This is a genomic window from Streptomyces sp. GL_148 (genome assembly GCF_057834205.1).
The window spans coordinates 51,034-63,046 of sequence record NZ_JBYQMC010000003.1; the positions used below are offsets into that span (position 1 = coordinate 51,034).

Annotated in this window: 15 protein-coding genes; all 15 read left to right on the forward strand. The window is 73.4% G+C overall.

The features are described from left to right. The first annotated feature begins 25 nt into the window (after nt 1–25). The 15 genes from mpaB (at nt 26) to AC3IYI_RS42640 (ending at nt 11,988) form a co-directional block, all read left to right on the forward strand. Entirely contained in the window at nt 26–1,120 is a 1,095-nt protein-coding gene (mpaB, locus tag AC3IYI_RS42570) for a daptide biosynthesis RiPP recognition protein (RefSeq protein WP_489412328.1), read from the forward strand. Then, nucleotides 1,120–1,947 (forward strand): daptide-type RiPP biosynthesis methyltransferase, encoded by an 828-nt coding sequence (mpaM, locus tag AC3IYI_RS42575; protein WP_489412329.1) that lies wholly within the window; start codon nt 1,120–1,122, stop codon nt 1,945–1,947. Before mpaB ends, mpaM begins: the two co-directional genes overlap by 1 nt. Next, complete coding sequence (gene mpaD, locus AC3IYI_RS42580) at nt 1,947–3,251, forward strand: daptide-type RiPP biosynthesis aminotransferase (protein ID WP_489412330.1); 1,305 nt, start codon at nt 1,947–1,949, stop codon at nt 3,249–3,251. Before mpaM ends, mpaD begins: the two co-directional genes overlap by 1 nt. Next, nucleotides 3,248–4,453: a daptide-type RiPP biosynthesis dehydogenase gene (gene mpaC / locus AC3IYI_RS42585; protein WP_489412331.1), complete on the forward strand. Its 1,206-nt coding sequence runs from the start codon at nt 3,248–3,250 to the stop codon at nt 4,451–4,453. Before mpaD ends, mpaC begins: the two co-directional genes overlap by 4 nt. An 82-nt stretch (nt 4,454–4,535) precedes the next feature. After that, nucleotides 4,536–4,682 carry a daptide-type RiPP gene (locus AC3IYI_RS42590; RefSeq protein ID WP_243336477.1) on the forward strand — a complete coding sequence of 49 codons (147 nt, stop codon included), beginning with the start codon at nt 4,536–4,538 and terminating at the stop codon, nt 4,680–4,682. 75 nt (nt 4,683–4,757) lie between these two features. Continuing rightward, nucleotides 4,758–4,904 (forward strand): daptide-type RiPP, encoded by a 147-nt coding sequence (locus tag AC3IYI_RS42595; RefSeq protein ID WP_243336477.1) that lies wholly within the window; start codon nt 4,758–4,760, stop codon nt 4,902–4,904. A 62-nt stretch (nt 4,905–4,966) separates the two neighbouring features. After that, nucleotides 4,967–5,122 carry a daptide-type RiPP gene (locus tag AC3IYI_RS42600; RefSeq protein ID WP_489412332.1) on the forward strand — a complete coding sequence of 52 codons (156 nt, stop codon included), beginning with the start codon at nt 4,967–4,969 and terminating at the stop codon, nt 5,120–5,122. 70 nt (nt 5,123–5,192) lie between these two features. Then, nucleotides 5,193–5,342 carry a daptide-type RiPP gene (locus AC3IYI_RS42605; protein WP_250744242.1) on the forward strand — a complete coding sequence of 50 codons (150 nt, stop codon included), beginning with the start codon at nt 5,193–5,195 and terminating at the stop codon, nt 5,340–5,342. Between the two features lie 63 nt (nt 5,343–5,405). Then, on the forward strand, nt 5,406–5,555 hold the full coding sequence (locus AC3IYI_RS42610) for a daptide-type RiPP (protein WP_250744242.1): 150 nt from the start codon (nt 5,406–5,408) through the stop codon (nt 5,553–5,555). Between the two features lie 63 nt (nt 5,556–5,618). Next, nucleotides 5,619–5,768, forward strand: a complete 150-nt coding sequence (locus tag AC3IYI_RS42615) for a daptide-type RiPP (RefSeq protein ID WP_250744242.1) — start codon at nt 5,619–5,621, stop codon at nt 5,766–5,768. Between the two features lie 168 nt (nt 5,769–5,936). Continuing rightward, nucleotides 5,937–6,722 (forward strand): ABC transporter ATP-binding protein, encoded by a 786-nt coding sequence (locus tag AC3IYI_RS42620; protein ID WP_489412333.1) that lies wholly within the window; start codon nt 5,937–5,939, stop codon nt 6,720–6,722. Next, nucleotides 6,715–7,455, forward strand: a complete 741-nt coding sequence (locus AC3IYI_RS42625) for an ABC transporter permease (protein WP_489412334.1) — start codon at nt 6,715–6,717, stop codon at nt 7,453–7,455. The genes AC3IYI_RS42620 and AC3IYI_RS42625 overlap by 8 nt, the downstream gene beginning before the upstream one ends. A 93-nt stretch (nt 7,456–7,548) precedes the next feature. After that, nucleotides 7,549–9,192: a daptide biosynthesis intramembrane metalloprotease gene (mpaP, locus tag AC3IYI_RS42630; RefSeq protein WP_489412335.1), complete on the forward strand. Its 1,644-nt coding sequence runs from the start codon at nt 7,549–7,551 to the stop codon at nt 9,190–9,192. A 32-nt stretch (nt 9,193–9,224) separates the two neighbouring features. After that, nucleotides 9,225–11,708 carry a class III lanthionine synthetase LanKC gene (gene lanKC, locus AC3IYI_RS42635; protein WP_489412336.1) on the forward strand — a complete coding sequence of 828 codons (2,484 nt, stop codon included), beginning with the start codon at nt 9,225–9,227 and terminating at the stop codon, nt 11,706–11,708. Between the two features lie 31 nt (nt 11,709–11,739). Continuing rightward, nucleotides 11,740–11,988 carry a hypothetical protein gene (locus tag AC3IYI_RS42640; protein WP_489412337.1) on the forward strand — a complete coding sequence of 83 codons (249 nt, stop codon included), beginning with the start codon at nt 11,740–11,742 and terminating at the stop codon, nt 11,986–11,988. The last annotated feature ends 25 nt before the right edge of the window (nt 11,989–12,013 follow it).

Below are 12,013 nucleotides of genomic sequence, written 5' to 3' on the forward strand. Positions count from 1 at the left end.
CCACGCACTCACGTTAGGCATGTTCATGACACTCACTTCCGTCAAGGCCCACGCCTTGCAGTGGGGCACCGGACGCCCCCTGGCCGCACTCGCCCCCCGCCCGCCGTTCACCGCGACGGTCGTCCTGGAGGACGCCGCCCACCTCGACGCCCTGCTCGGCAGCGGAGTGGCCGGCCCCGGCACCGTCGTCCTGGTCCCCGGGGACGAACCGACCGCGGAGCCCGAGCCGCACGAGGCCACCGGCGCCCAGGTCATCGTCTGGCAGGGCTCGCTGGGCGAACCCGGCGCGGAGGCCGGACTGCACCCCGACTTCTACCTCCAGGTGCAGGCCTACTCGATCACCCCCTACCTCTCCGTCCTCGGACCCACCCTGGTCCGCATCGTCGAGGAAGCCGACTTCCAGGCCTTCCTGGAGGACGCCGACCGGGCCCTGAACGACGGCGAGTTCTCCGCCTTCCTGACCCACCCCTCCGTCCAGCTCGCCGACCTCGGAGCCCTCGGTGGCAACGGCGACGGCGACGGCCCGGCCCTGCGCCTCTACGTCTGCGCCGACGGAGCCGTCAGCGTCGCCCCCGGCGCCGCACCCCTCGGCCCCGTCGGCACCCCCGCCGCCGAACTGCACCGGGCCTGGGAGGACTCCACCGGCGCCCTGGACGGCGTACTCGACGAGGACCTGCGCCGCGAGCAGCTCGCCGCCCGGCCCTGGATCTCCCGCTACCTGGCCGCCGTCGGCGCCATCCGCGAAGCCGTCACCCGAGGCCTCGAACAGCCCCGCGTCTCCGGCTTCGGCGGCCGCCTCGTCCCCGCCCTCGCCGCCCACGCCGCACCCCAGGACAGCTCCGGCGACACCCCGGTGCTGCTCTTCAACGCCGAACAGGCCCTGATCCACCACCCCGGGGACCGCCGCACCATCGCCCTCTCCCCGGACGCCGCCCAGGCCGCCGAAGCCCTGCTCGTCACCGGCACCGCCCGGGCCGCCGCCGACTACGCCGACCCGGCCACCGTCGACGCCGTCGCCGCCTACTTCTCCGGCATCGGACTGCCCCTCACCGAGTCCGCCGCCCCCCGTACGGCCCCCCGCACCGCCACCCCCGACGCCACGGAAGGAGCGACCCGCTGATGGGCGCCATGCTGCTCAGCCCCGCCGCCGCGGGCACCGGCCTCACCGGCCGCGCCGCCGAGGCCGTCGCCGAACTCGGTGACCGGGCCGTCCTGTGCGACCTCTACGACGAGGCCGGCGCCCCCGTCTACCACGACATCGCCGGCACCACCCCGCACGAGGTCCGCGAACTCCTCACCACCCTGCGCCGCATCCCCGGCCCGGTCCTCGACCTGGCCGCCGGCTCCGGCCGGCTGACGTTCCCCTTCCTGGCCCTCGGCCGCGAGGTCACCGCCCTCGAACTCTCCGGCCACATGATCGGACTGCTCAGGGAACGGCTCGCCGCCACCCCGGCCTCCCTGCAGGGCCGCTGCACCCCCGTCCAGGCGGACATGAGCGACTTCTCGCTCGGCCGCCGCTTCGGCGCCGTCGTCCTCGGCACCACCTCCATCTCGCTCCTCCCGCCGGAGGCCCGCCCCGGCCTCTATCGGTGCGTACGGGAACACCTGGCGCCCGGCGGCAGGTTCCTGCTCACCACCGTCGAGGTGGACGCCGCCGACGACGGCAGCGACGAGAGCGAGATCCTCGCCCCCGGCGAGATCACCGGCCGCTCCTACCGGATGATCGAACAGTGGACCTCGGGCAACAGCTCCCGCACGGTCACCGTCATCCCCGCGGACCCGCCGGCCGAAGGCCCCGTCCACGTCGCCACCACCACCATCGGCGTGATGCCCGCACCGCTGCTGGTCGCCGAGCTCGAAGCCGCCGGCTTCGCCATCCGCTCCACCACGCCCATCCCGGGCGGCGGGCGCCACCACGACGTCCTCCTGGAAGCCGAGGCCCTGTGATGACCACCGCCCTGCCCACCCTGCCCGGACAGGACGAGGCTCCCGACCACGGCCACCCGGCCCTGTGGACCTCCCTGCTCCCGCCCTCCGCCCACGGCGACGACGCCATCTGCGCCGTCTCCGCCGAGGGGATGTACGTACGGTTCGCCGACGGCAGCGAACTCCTCGACGGCGACTCGGGCCTGTGGAACGCCAACCTCGGCCACGGCAACCGGCACATCGCCGAGGCCTGCCACCAGGCCCTGCTCAACGCCTCGTACCTGAGCGTCTTCCGCTACGAACACCCCTACGCCCGGCAGGCCGCCGAGGACCTGGTGGAGCTCTGCGGAGCCGACCACTTCGCCCGCGTCCTCTTCTCCACCTCCGGCGGCGCGGCCAACGACCTGGTCATGAAGACCGCCCGGCACTACCACGCCCTGCGCGGCGCCGAGAAGCGCAAGATCATCGTGGGGCTGCGCGGCAGCTACCACGGCCTGACCTTCGGCGGCTTCGCCCTCACCGGCGAGAACCTCGGCCAGCAGCTCTACGGAGTCGACCAGCGCCTGGTGCGCCACGTCACCCCCAACGACCCCGCCGACATCGAGAAGCTGATGCGGGCCCAGGGCTCCCAGATCGCGGCCGTCGTCATCGAACCCGTCCTCGGCAGCGGCGCCGTCCCCCTCACCGACGAGTACCTCCAGACCCTCTTCCGGCTCCGCGAGGAACACGGGTTCCTGCTCGCCGCCGACGAGGTGGCCACCGGATTCGGCCGCACCGGATCGATGTTCGCCTCTCAGCTGTGGCCCGAACGCCCCGACCTGCTGGTCACCTCCAAGGGCCTGACCAACGGCACCTGCGCGGCCGCCGCCGTCATCGTCTCCCGGACGATCGCCGACGCCTTCCGCGAAGCCGACGCCACCTTGACCCACGGCGAAACCCAGGCCGGCACCCCCGTCACCTGCGCCGCGATCATCGCCACCATCGAGGAGATGCGCCGCCTCGACGCCGTCTCCCGGGGCCGGCGCGCCGCCGAGACCCTCGGCGCCCACCTGGACCGGCTCGTCGCCGAACACCCCCTCTTCGACTCCCACGACGGCCGCGGCCTCTTCCGCTCCATGCGCCTCCTCACGGCCGACGGCGAACCACTGCCGCAGGCCCGGGTCCTCGACCTGATCGCCGCCATCCGGGCGGCGGGCGCCATCGTCCACGCCGGCGTCCACGGCATCCAGATCATGCCGCCGCTCACCGCGACGGACGCCGAGATCGACGCCCTCATGGAAGCCGTCCGCACCGGAGTCGAAAGCTTCTCCGGAGGACTGCGGTGAACATCGCCTGGTCCGGATCCACCCGGCTGCTCATCGGCCCCGAAGGGCTCAGCGACTGGCTGGCGGACTTCGACGACGCCCACCCGGCAGGGGGGAACCGTCCCGTCACCGCCCTGCTCCTCGACCCGGCCGTCGCGAACTCCCGCATCACCGCCCTGGTGACCGCGGAACTGGACCGGGCGGGACACACCACCCACACCATCGTCCCCGACGGAGACGGAGGCCCGGACGAGATCCTCGCCCTGGCCCGCGCCACCGCCGGCGCCGGACTCATCGCCGTCATCGGCGGCGGAGCCCTCCTCGACCGGGCCAAGCTCCTGTCCGTGGCCCACGCGGACGAGCGGGCCCGCGCGGCCCTGCGCACCACCGGCCGCAGCGGACTGCTCACCCTGGACCCGCGCACCCGCCGCACCCGCCCGCTGCTCGCCGTACCCACCACGGTCGGCACCGGATCCGAACTCAGCCGGGTCGCCTGCCTGCCGCACAACAGTGGCAAACGGCTCGTCATGGGAGACGCCCTCGCCCCCGACGCGGCCCTGCTGGACCCGGCCGCCACCGAGACCCTGCCCGGCGAGCTGCTGATCGAAGGAGCCCTCGAAGCGGTCTTCCGCACCGTCGGCCCCTACGTCGGCAACCTGACCGACCGAGCCGTCGAGGACGCCCTCGCCCAGACCGCCGCCACCCAGCTGGTCCGCCTCGGCGGAGCACTGGCCCGGCAACTGGCCGACGGACAGGCCCCCGACGCCACGCTCCGCACCGACCTGGCCCGGCTGAGCGGACTGACCCAGTCCACCTGGCTCTGCTACGGCAGGGACCTGTTCAGCACCGAGGGCTGGATGATCGCCAACGAACTCTCCAGCGCCCTGGGCATCCGCAAGATGACCGCCGTCGCGGCCATCCTGCCGGCCCTGTGGCGGGCCGTCCTCGCCGGCGACACCCGGCTCGGCTCCGCCGCCCGCCTGCGGGGGATCTGGGAACTGCTCCGCTCGGCCGACAGCAGCGGCGACCCGCTGCCCGCCGAGCCGGTGGCAGGCATCAGCGCCCTGATGAACCGCTGGGGCATCGCCCGCGACATCGCCGTCACCCCGCAGCTGCTCGACGCGGTGGCCCGCAGGACCGTACGGGCCTGGGGCGCGGGCCTCCCGATGCTCGGCGGCCTGCGCGCGGCCGACGTCAACGCCCTGCTCAGCGAAGCGGCCTGAACTCCCGCGCCGCACCCACAGACTTCCGCGCCGGCTTGGCGCGGGGACCGCACCACTCGCTTCCCACGGAAGGAAAACCGTCATGGACAACAACACGTTCGACGTTGCCGCCGATGTGAACCACCTGGAGCTCGGTCTCCAGGAGCTCGAGGTCATGGAGGCCCCGGGCTGGTGGACGACCGGTGGCGTCGTCGTCGGCATCTCCCTCGTCTCGGTGGTCATGACCTGATCCGACCCGGATCACACCGCACCACCCCCCCTGCACGACACAACCCGCACCACCCCTCACGGAAGGAAAACCGTCATGGACAACAACACGTTCGACGTTGCCGCCGATGTGAACCACCTGGAGCTCGGCCTGCAGGAGCTCGAGGTCATGGAGGCTCCGGGCTGGTGGACGACCGGTGGCGTCGTCGTCGGCATCTCCCTCGTCTCGGTGGTCATGACCTGATCCGACCCGGATCACACCGCACCACCCCTGACACACCGGCACCACCTCTGGAAGGAGCACTCGTGAACGAGCAGCAGATCGACCACGCGGCGGTCGTCGCGCAGGACGGCCTGGAGCTGGGCCTGCAGGAGCTGGAGGCCCTCGAGGCCCCCGGTTTCTGGGAGGGCGTCTCCACCGGGATCGCCGTCTCCCTGGTCTCCATCGTCGTCGCCACCTAAGCGACGCACGGCACGACCCGCAGCACGCGCACCACCTCTCACTTCCCACCAGACAGAAGGAGAACAGCCAATGAGCGAGCAGATCCTCGACAACGCGGCGGTCGTCGCGCAGGACGGCCTGGAGCTGGGCCTGCAGGAGCTCGAGGTCCTCGAGGCCCCCGGCTTCTGGGAGGGCGTGTCCATCGGCATCGCCATCTCGACGGTCACCATCGCCACCTGATCCACCCTCACCACCCACGCACCACCACCACACCACCACTCGACACACGAAGGAGAACAGCCAATGAGCGAGCAGATCCTCGACAACGCGGCGGTCGTCGCGCAGGACGGCCTGGAGCTGGGCCTGCAGGAGCTCGAGGTCCTCGAGGCCCCCGGCTTCTGGGAGGGCGTGTCCATCGGCATCGCCATCTCGACGGTCACCATCGCCACCTGATCCACCCTCACCACCCACGCACCACCACCACACCACCACTCGACACACGAAGGAGAACAGCCAATGAGCGAGCAGATCCTCGACAACGCGGCGGTCGTCGCGCAGGACGGCCTGGAGCTGGGCCTGCAGGAGCTCGAGGTCCTCGAGGCCCCCGGCTTCTGGGAGGGCGTGTCCATCGGCATCGCCATCTCCACGGTGACCATCGCCACCTGATCCGGACCGGGCGACCCCGCACGCAAGTGAGCGGCGCCTGAAACGGATCGATGCGGACCGGGCCCGGCCGGGAAACCCCCGGCCGGGGCCCGGCCCTCGGCACCACCGAACCACCGCACCTCCGAACCACCCACACACCCGGCACACCCCGGAAAGGACGCGGCAGCGATGAGCAGCAGCAGCGACCCGGCCGTCTCGCTGAACGGCCTCACCAAGACGTACAAGGGCCTGCGCGCCGTCGACGCCCTGACCGTGGACATCCGCGCCGGCCGCGTCACCGGCCTCCTGGGCCGCAACGGCGCCGGCAAGACCACCACCCTGCGGATGCTGCTGGGCCTCGCCACCCCGACCGCCGGCACCGCGACCATCCTCGGCAAGCCGTACGCCGAACTCCCCGACGCGGCCCACCGCATCGGAGTCAGCATGGACGGCATGGGCGGCGTCACCGGCGCCACCGTCCGCGGCGAGCTGCGCATCTGGTGCACCGTGCTGGGCCTGCCCGCCGGCCGCGCCGACCAGGTCATGGAGTACACCGGCCTCGACTACGCCGCCGACCGCCCGGTCAAGGGCTGCTCCACCGGCATGCGCCAGCGCCTCGCCCTGGCCACCGCCCTGCTCGCCGACCCGGAGATCCTCATCCTCGACGAGCCGGCCAACGGCCTCGACCCGGACGGCATCCGCTGGCTGCGCTCCACCCTGCGCACCCTGGCCCTGGGCGGCCGCACCGTCATCGTCTCCAGCCACCAGCTCGCCGAGCTGGAGCAGACCGTCGACGACGTCGTGATCATGCAGCACTCCCTGCGCTACGCGGGCACCCTCGACGACCTCACCGGCCACGGCGCCACCCGCCTGGAAGACCGCTTCTTCGAGCTGGTCGACCCGGCGGCCACCGTCGTTCCCACCGCCGGCGCCACCGGCACCCGCACCCCGGAAAGGAACTACTCCCGTGCGTAACCTCATCGCCGGCGAAACCCGGAAGGCCCTGACCGGCCGCGCCTGGTGGGCCCTGCCGCTCGCGGGAGCCTGGCTGTGCCTGATCACCACCTTCGGATACGTCTCCGGAGGCGAGAAGGCCATCGCTGGCGGGTCCACCTCCCTGGCCGTCGGCCAGGACGTGGCCCGTTCCTGGATGATGATGTTCCTGCTGGCGGCCGTCTTCGGCGCCGTCCACGTCACCCGGGACTACGCCTCCGGCACCATGGTCCGCTCCGCGCTCCTGGCCGGCTCCCGCTCCCGCCTCTTCGGCGCGAAGCTCGCCGTCGCCACCGCCGCCGGGGCCGCCTTCGGCCTGATCGCCGCCGCGCTCGGCGCCGTGAGCGTCTACCTCGGTCCGCTGCCCTTCGGCCTGGAGGCCGCCGCCGACGGCGAGACCGCCCTCATCCTGGTCGGCGTGTTCGCCTGCTGCACCCTGGCCGCCCCCTGGGGCGCGCTCATCGGCTGGATCGTCCGCAACCAGACCGGCGCCGTCGCCACCCTGATCGGCCTCACGCTCCTGGTGGACCCCGGGCTGCAGCGGCTGGTCCCCGAGGTCTCCAAGTACCTGCTGACCATCGCGATGAGCTCCGTCTACCGGGACGTGAAGCCCGACCTGCTCTCGCTGCCCTGGGCGTACGCGGTGATCGCCGCCTGGCTCGCCGCCGCCCTGGTCACCGGCCGCCACCTGGTCCGCACCCGCGACATCGCGTAAGGGCGTGTCCAGCGCGCCAGGCAGAACCGGTCCGTCCGGCCCCGACCCACCGGACACGTCCTCACCGCCCCCCTGATCCGAGGTGCTTCCACCATGTCCGCCGAAACCGCCTTCGCACCCGATCTGGAGCGGCCCCGCACCGCCGACGACGTGGCCGTGCGCGAACCGCTCACCGAAGACGCCCCCTGGGTGATCCAGCGCGGGGAGCACAAGCACTTCCGCACCGGCGAGGACCTCGCCCGCCTGGTCCGCCTCCTCGACGGAAGCCGCGACCACGACCAGCTCGCCGCCGAACTCGGCTCCCCCTGGACCCCCGGCCACATCGGCCGCGCGGTCCGCAGCCTCGCCGACTCCGACCTCCTGGAAGACGGCCGGCCCGTCAAGAAGCCGGCCCGGGTCCGCTTCGCCGGCCCGCTGACCATCCAGTTCACCCTGGTCAAGCCCGAGCGGATGCTGCGCCGCCTCGCCCCGCTGGTCCGCCCGCTCGGCCACCGCATCGTCCTCGGCGCGGCCGCGGCCGTCGTCCTGCTGGGCGTCCTGGCCCTCGCCGCCTGCGGCGCCACCCTCGGCGAGGCGCTCTCCCGCCCGATGCCGCTGTGGGCGTACGCCTGCGTGATGCTCGGCGTGGTCGCCACGACCGCCGTCCACGAGATGGCCCACGGAGCGGTCCTCACCCATCACGGCGGCACGCCCAGCCGGATGGGCTTCATGCTCTTCTACATGTCGCCGGCCTTCTTCTGCGACGTCTCCGACGGCTGGCGGCTGCCCAGCGCCCGCCAGCGCGTCCAGGTCGCCCTCGCCGGCATCGCCATCCAGGCCGTGGCCGCCGGGACCGCCGCCCTCGCGGCCCTCGCCGTCCCCGCCGGACCGGTCCGCGAGACCCTGCTGCTGGTGGGCCTCGTCAACTACATGACCTGCCTGGTGAACCTGCTCCCGCTGGTCAAGCTCGACGGCTACCTCGCCCTCATGAGCCACCTGGACATCTCCCACCTGCGGGAGAAGGCTATGACCGACGCCCGCCGCGCCATCGCCCGCGTCGTCTTCGGCGGCCGCGGCTACCAGCGCGAACTGCCCGGCCGCGGCTGGTCCGTCCCGTACGGCATCGCCTGCCTGCTCTTCCCGCTGTACCTGGTCTCCACCGCCCTGACCCTCTGGTCCGGGATCCTGCAGCGCCTCGGCATCGCCGGCTCCTGCATGATGGTCTGCGCGCTGGGCTACCTGCTGTGGCGCCTCGGCAAGGGCGCCACCACCCTGGTCCGCGAAGCCGTCCAGGCCGGCGCCCGCCCCGCCCGCATCGCCGCCGCGGGAGTGCTCGCCACCGCCGGACTGGCCCTGGCCGCCACCCTCGTACAGATCCCCGCCACCGTCTCGGCCGGCTACACCACCGAGCGCGACGGCAGCCTCAGCCTCCTCGTCCCCCGGGGCGGCGGCGGCTTCGACCTCACCGAGGGCACCACCGTCACCCTGCGCCGGTCCGGCCTCTTCTCCCGGCCGCAGACCGGCACCGCCACCCTCGGCGAACCCACCGGCCACGACGTCCTCGCCCCGGTCACCGCCATGCTCCCCGTCGCCAGTGACCGCCCCTGGCTGGAGATGAAGGCGTACCCGCTGCACCGCGTCACCGCCACCCCCGCGCCGAACGGCACGGACCGCACCGGCGTCGCCGAGGTCCAGGCGGGCGACCACCCGCTCTGGAAGTGGTTCGCCGTCTCCTACCTCGGCCCGCTGCTCCCCTGACTTCTCCCGTACGCCGCCCACGGAGGCCCGCCATGTCCCTGCGACACGTTGCCCACTGCCCGCCCGGCACCCCCTTCTACGACCGTCCGGCCGCGATCACCGGCGCCGACGCCTTCCCGGCGGCCACCGCCGACGCCCCCGCCGGGTGGACCCGTGAGCCGATGGGGGAGTGGACCGTCCTGACCCCGCCGGGCCTCGAACTCCCCGGCCAGGGCTGGAAGATCCACGTCTCGGCGACCGAGCGGACGGCCCCCGAGGTCCTCGACATCGTGAGCGCGTACTGCACCTCCCGCTCCCTGCTCTTCAAGTTCCTCACCAGCCCCTCGATGCTGATGCTGCGCAACAGCAAGTACGGGGACCGGGGCAGCAGCGGCAAGTTCATCACCCTCTACCCCCGCGACGAGGCGGAGCTGGAGACCGTACTGACCGAGCTCGACGACCTCCTCGAAGGCCGCCCGGGACCGGCCGTCCTCAGCGACCTGCGCTGGGGCGCGGGCCCCCTGTACCTGCGCTACGGAGGCTTCAAGCTGAAGCTGGGCCCCGGCCCGAACGGCGCCCCCGTGCCCTGCATCGAGGACCCCGACGGCAAACTCGTCCCCGACGTGCGCGGCCCCTCCTTCCGCCCGCCGGCCTGGCTGGAGCTGCCGCCGTGCGTGCTGCGGGCCCTGGCCGAACGGAGCCGCGGAGGCTCCCTCGGGGACTTCCCCTTCAAGATCACCCAGGCCCTGCACTTCTCCAACGGCGGCGGCGTCTACCGCGCCACCGACACCCGCGACGGACACGAGGTCCTGGTCAAGGAGGGCCGCCCGCACGCCGGACTCGACGACGCCGGAGCCGACGCCGTGGAGCGGCTGCGCCGCGAGCACGACGCGCTGGCCGCCCTCGACGGACTGCCCTGGTTCCCGCGGGTCCTGGACTGGCGACGCGGAGCCGAACACTGGTTCCTGACACGGGAGTTCGTCGACGGCAACGCCCTGACGAAGGAGACCGCCGAACGCAACCCGATGCTCCACCCGGTCACCGCCCGCGACACCGCCATGCCCGTGGCCGAGTACACCGCCTGGGCCCTGGACGTCCTCGACCGCATCGAGGCCGCCGTCACCGCCATGCACGAACGCGGCCTGGTCTTCGGCGACCTGCACCCCAACAACGTCCTGATCCGCCCCGACGGCACCGTCGCCTTCATCGACCTGGAGACCACCCTCGCCATCGAGGGCCACACCGGCCAGGCCATCGGAGCCCCCGGATTCTGCGCCCCCGCCGGCACCACCGGCACCGCCGTCGACCGCTACGCCCTGGGCTGCCTGCGCCTGAGCCTGTTCCTGCCGCTGACCCCGGTGATGTCCTTCACCCGTCACCGCTCAGAGGACCTCCTCGCGCAGATCGCCGCCTTCTTCCCGGTGCCCGAGGGGTACGCCGACCAGGTCCGCGCCGACCTCGGACACGCCCCGGCGCCCGCCGGCGGCCCGCTGGCCACCCCCGAGCGCATCGCCACCGGCATCCTGACCTGCGCCACCCCCGAGCGCGAAGACCGCCTCTTCCCCGGCGACGCCGACCAGTTCCTGCACGGCGACGGCGGCCTCAACATCGCCAACGGCGCGGCCGGCGTGCTGTGGGCTCTGCGCGGCGCCGGAATCGCCGTCCCCGAGGCGCACCTCGATTGGCTGGCGGACGCCGCCCGCGCCGTCACCAGCCCGCGCCCGGGCCTCTACGACGGACTGGCCGGCATCGCCTGCGTGCTGCACGACTTCGGGCGCACCGACGAGGCCGCCGCCCTCCTCGACCGCGCCCACGGGCTGCTGCCCACCGCCACCCTGCGCGACGGCAGCCCCGACCGCAGCCTCTCCGGTGGCATCGCGGGCCTCGGCCTTGCCCTGCTGCACCTCGGCGAGGACGCCGCCGCCCGCGAACTGGCCGCCGCCCTCGTCAACAGCCCCACCCTGGAGGAACGCCCCGGCCTGCTCCGCGGAGCCAGCGGCGAGGCCCTCTTCCTGCTCGCCGCCGGCCGGGACGACGCCGCCCGCGTGGCGCTCGTACACGACCTCGAACTGTCCCGGCAGCCGCTGCCCACCCCCTGGCACCGGGTCCAGCTCGCCCACGGCGGAGCCGGGCAGGCCATCGCCGTCCACCACTACCTCGCCGCGCACCGGGACCCGTACCTCACGGCCGTCCACGACGCCCTGCTCACCGACCTCACGTCCCAGTTCCACCCGGCCTGCGGCCTGTTCACCGGCCGGGCCGGCGCGCTCGCCGCGCTGACCTGCACGGACGACGGCTCGGCGGCCACTGCCCGGGCGCTAGCGGAGCTCCGCTCCGGCCTGGAACCCTTCGCGGTGGCCCACGAGAACGACCCGGACGCCACCGGCTTCCTCGGTGACCACCTGCTGCGCCTGTCCACGGACCTGGCCACCGGCTCCGCCGGCGTCCTGGCCGCGCTGACCGCGCCCCGCACGGCAGTCCTGCCCTACCTGCCCGCCCCGGTCCCGGCGGCGGCGCCCGCCCCGGCCGCCCGCTGAAGTCCACCCCCGGCACGTTACGGAGCCCCGTATGCCCACCCACCTGACGGTCAGCATCAGCATGACCGAGGAGGCCCCGTCCTCGGCGGCACCCGAGACCACGGCCGTACGCCTCGTGTCCTTCCTCCCCGCGTCGTGGACGGTGGTCCCCGTCTCGATGACCACGCGCTCCGCGACCCTGTCCCTGACCGCCCCGGACGACACCCGGGCCCCGGCGCTCCTCGAAACCCTGGACACCGCGCTGTCGGCCCCGGCCTTCACCGGCTGGATCCGCGGCTGACCGGCCGCCACCCCCCGACCACCCG

Bases quoted from the DNA above. Each gene is read 5' to 3' on its own strand.
- mpaB (WP_489412328.1), top strand. From the start codon at position 26: ATGACACTCACTTCCGTCAAGGCCCACGCCTTGCAGTGGGGCACCGGA.
- mpaM (WP_489412329.1), top strand. From the start codon at position 1,120: ATGGGCGCCATGCTGCTCAGCCCCGCCGCCGCGGGCACCGGCCTCACC.
- mpaD (WP_489412330.1), top strand. From the start codon at position 1,947: ATGACCACCGCCCTGCCCACCCTGCCCGGACAGGACGAGGCTCCCGAC.
- AC3IYI_RS42590 (WP_243336477.1), top strand. From the start codon at position 4,536: ATGGACAACAACACGTTCGACGTTGCCGCCGATGTGAACCACCTGGAG.
- AC3IYI_RS42595 (WP_243336477.1), top strand. From the start codon at position 4,758: ATGGACAACAACACGTTCGACGTTGCCGCCGATGTGAACCACCTGGAG.
- AC3IYI_RS42605 (WP_250744242.1), top strand. From the start codon at position 5,193: ATGAGCGAGCAGATCCTCGACAACGCGGCGGTCGTCGCGCAGGACGGC.
- AC3IYI_RS42610 (WP_250744242.1), top strand. From the start codon at position 5,406: ATGAGCGAGCAGATCCTCGACAACGCGGCGGTCGTCGCGCAGGACGGC.
- AC3IYI_RS42615 (WP_250744242.1), top strand. From the start codon at position 5,619: ATGAGCGAGCAGATCCTCGACAACGCGGCGGTCGTCGCGCAGGACGGC.
- AC3IYI_RS42620 (WP_489412333.1), top strand. From the start codon at position 5,937: ATGAGCAGCAGCAGCGACCCGGCCGTCTCGCTGAACGGCCTCACCAAG.
- mpaP (WP_489412335.1), top strand. From the start codon at position 7,549: ATGTCCGCCGAAACCGCCTTCGCACCCGATCTGGAGCGGCCCCGCACC.
- lanKC (WP_489412336.1), top strand. From the start codon at position 9,225: ATGTCCCTGCGACACGTTGCCCACTGCCCGCCCGGCACCCCCTTCTAC.
- AC3IYI_RS42640 (WP_489412337.1), top strand. From the start codon at position 11,740: ATGCCCACCCACCTGACGGTCAGCATCAGCATGACCGAGGAGGCCCCG.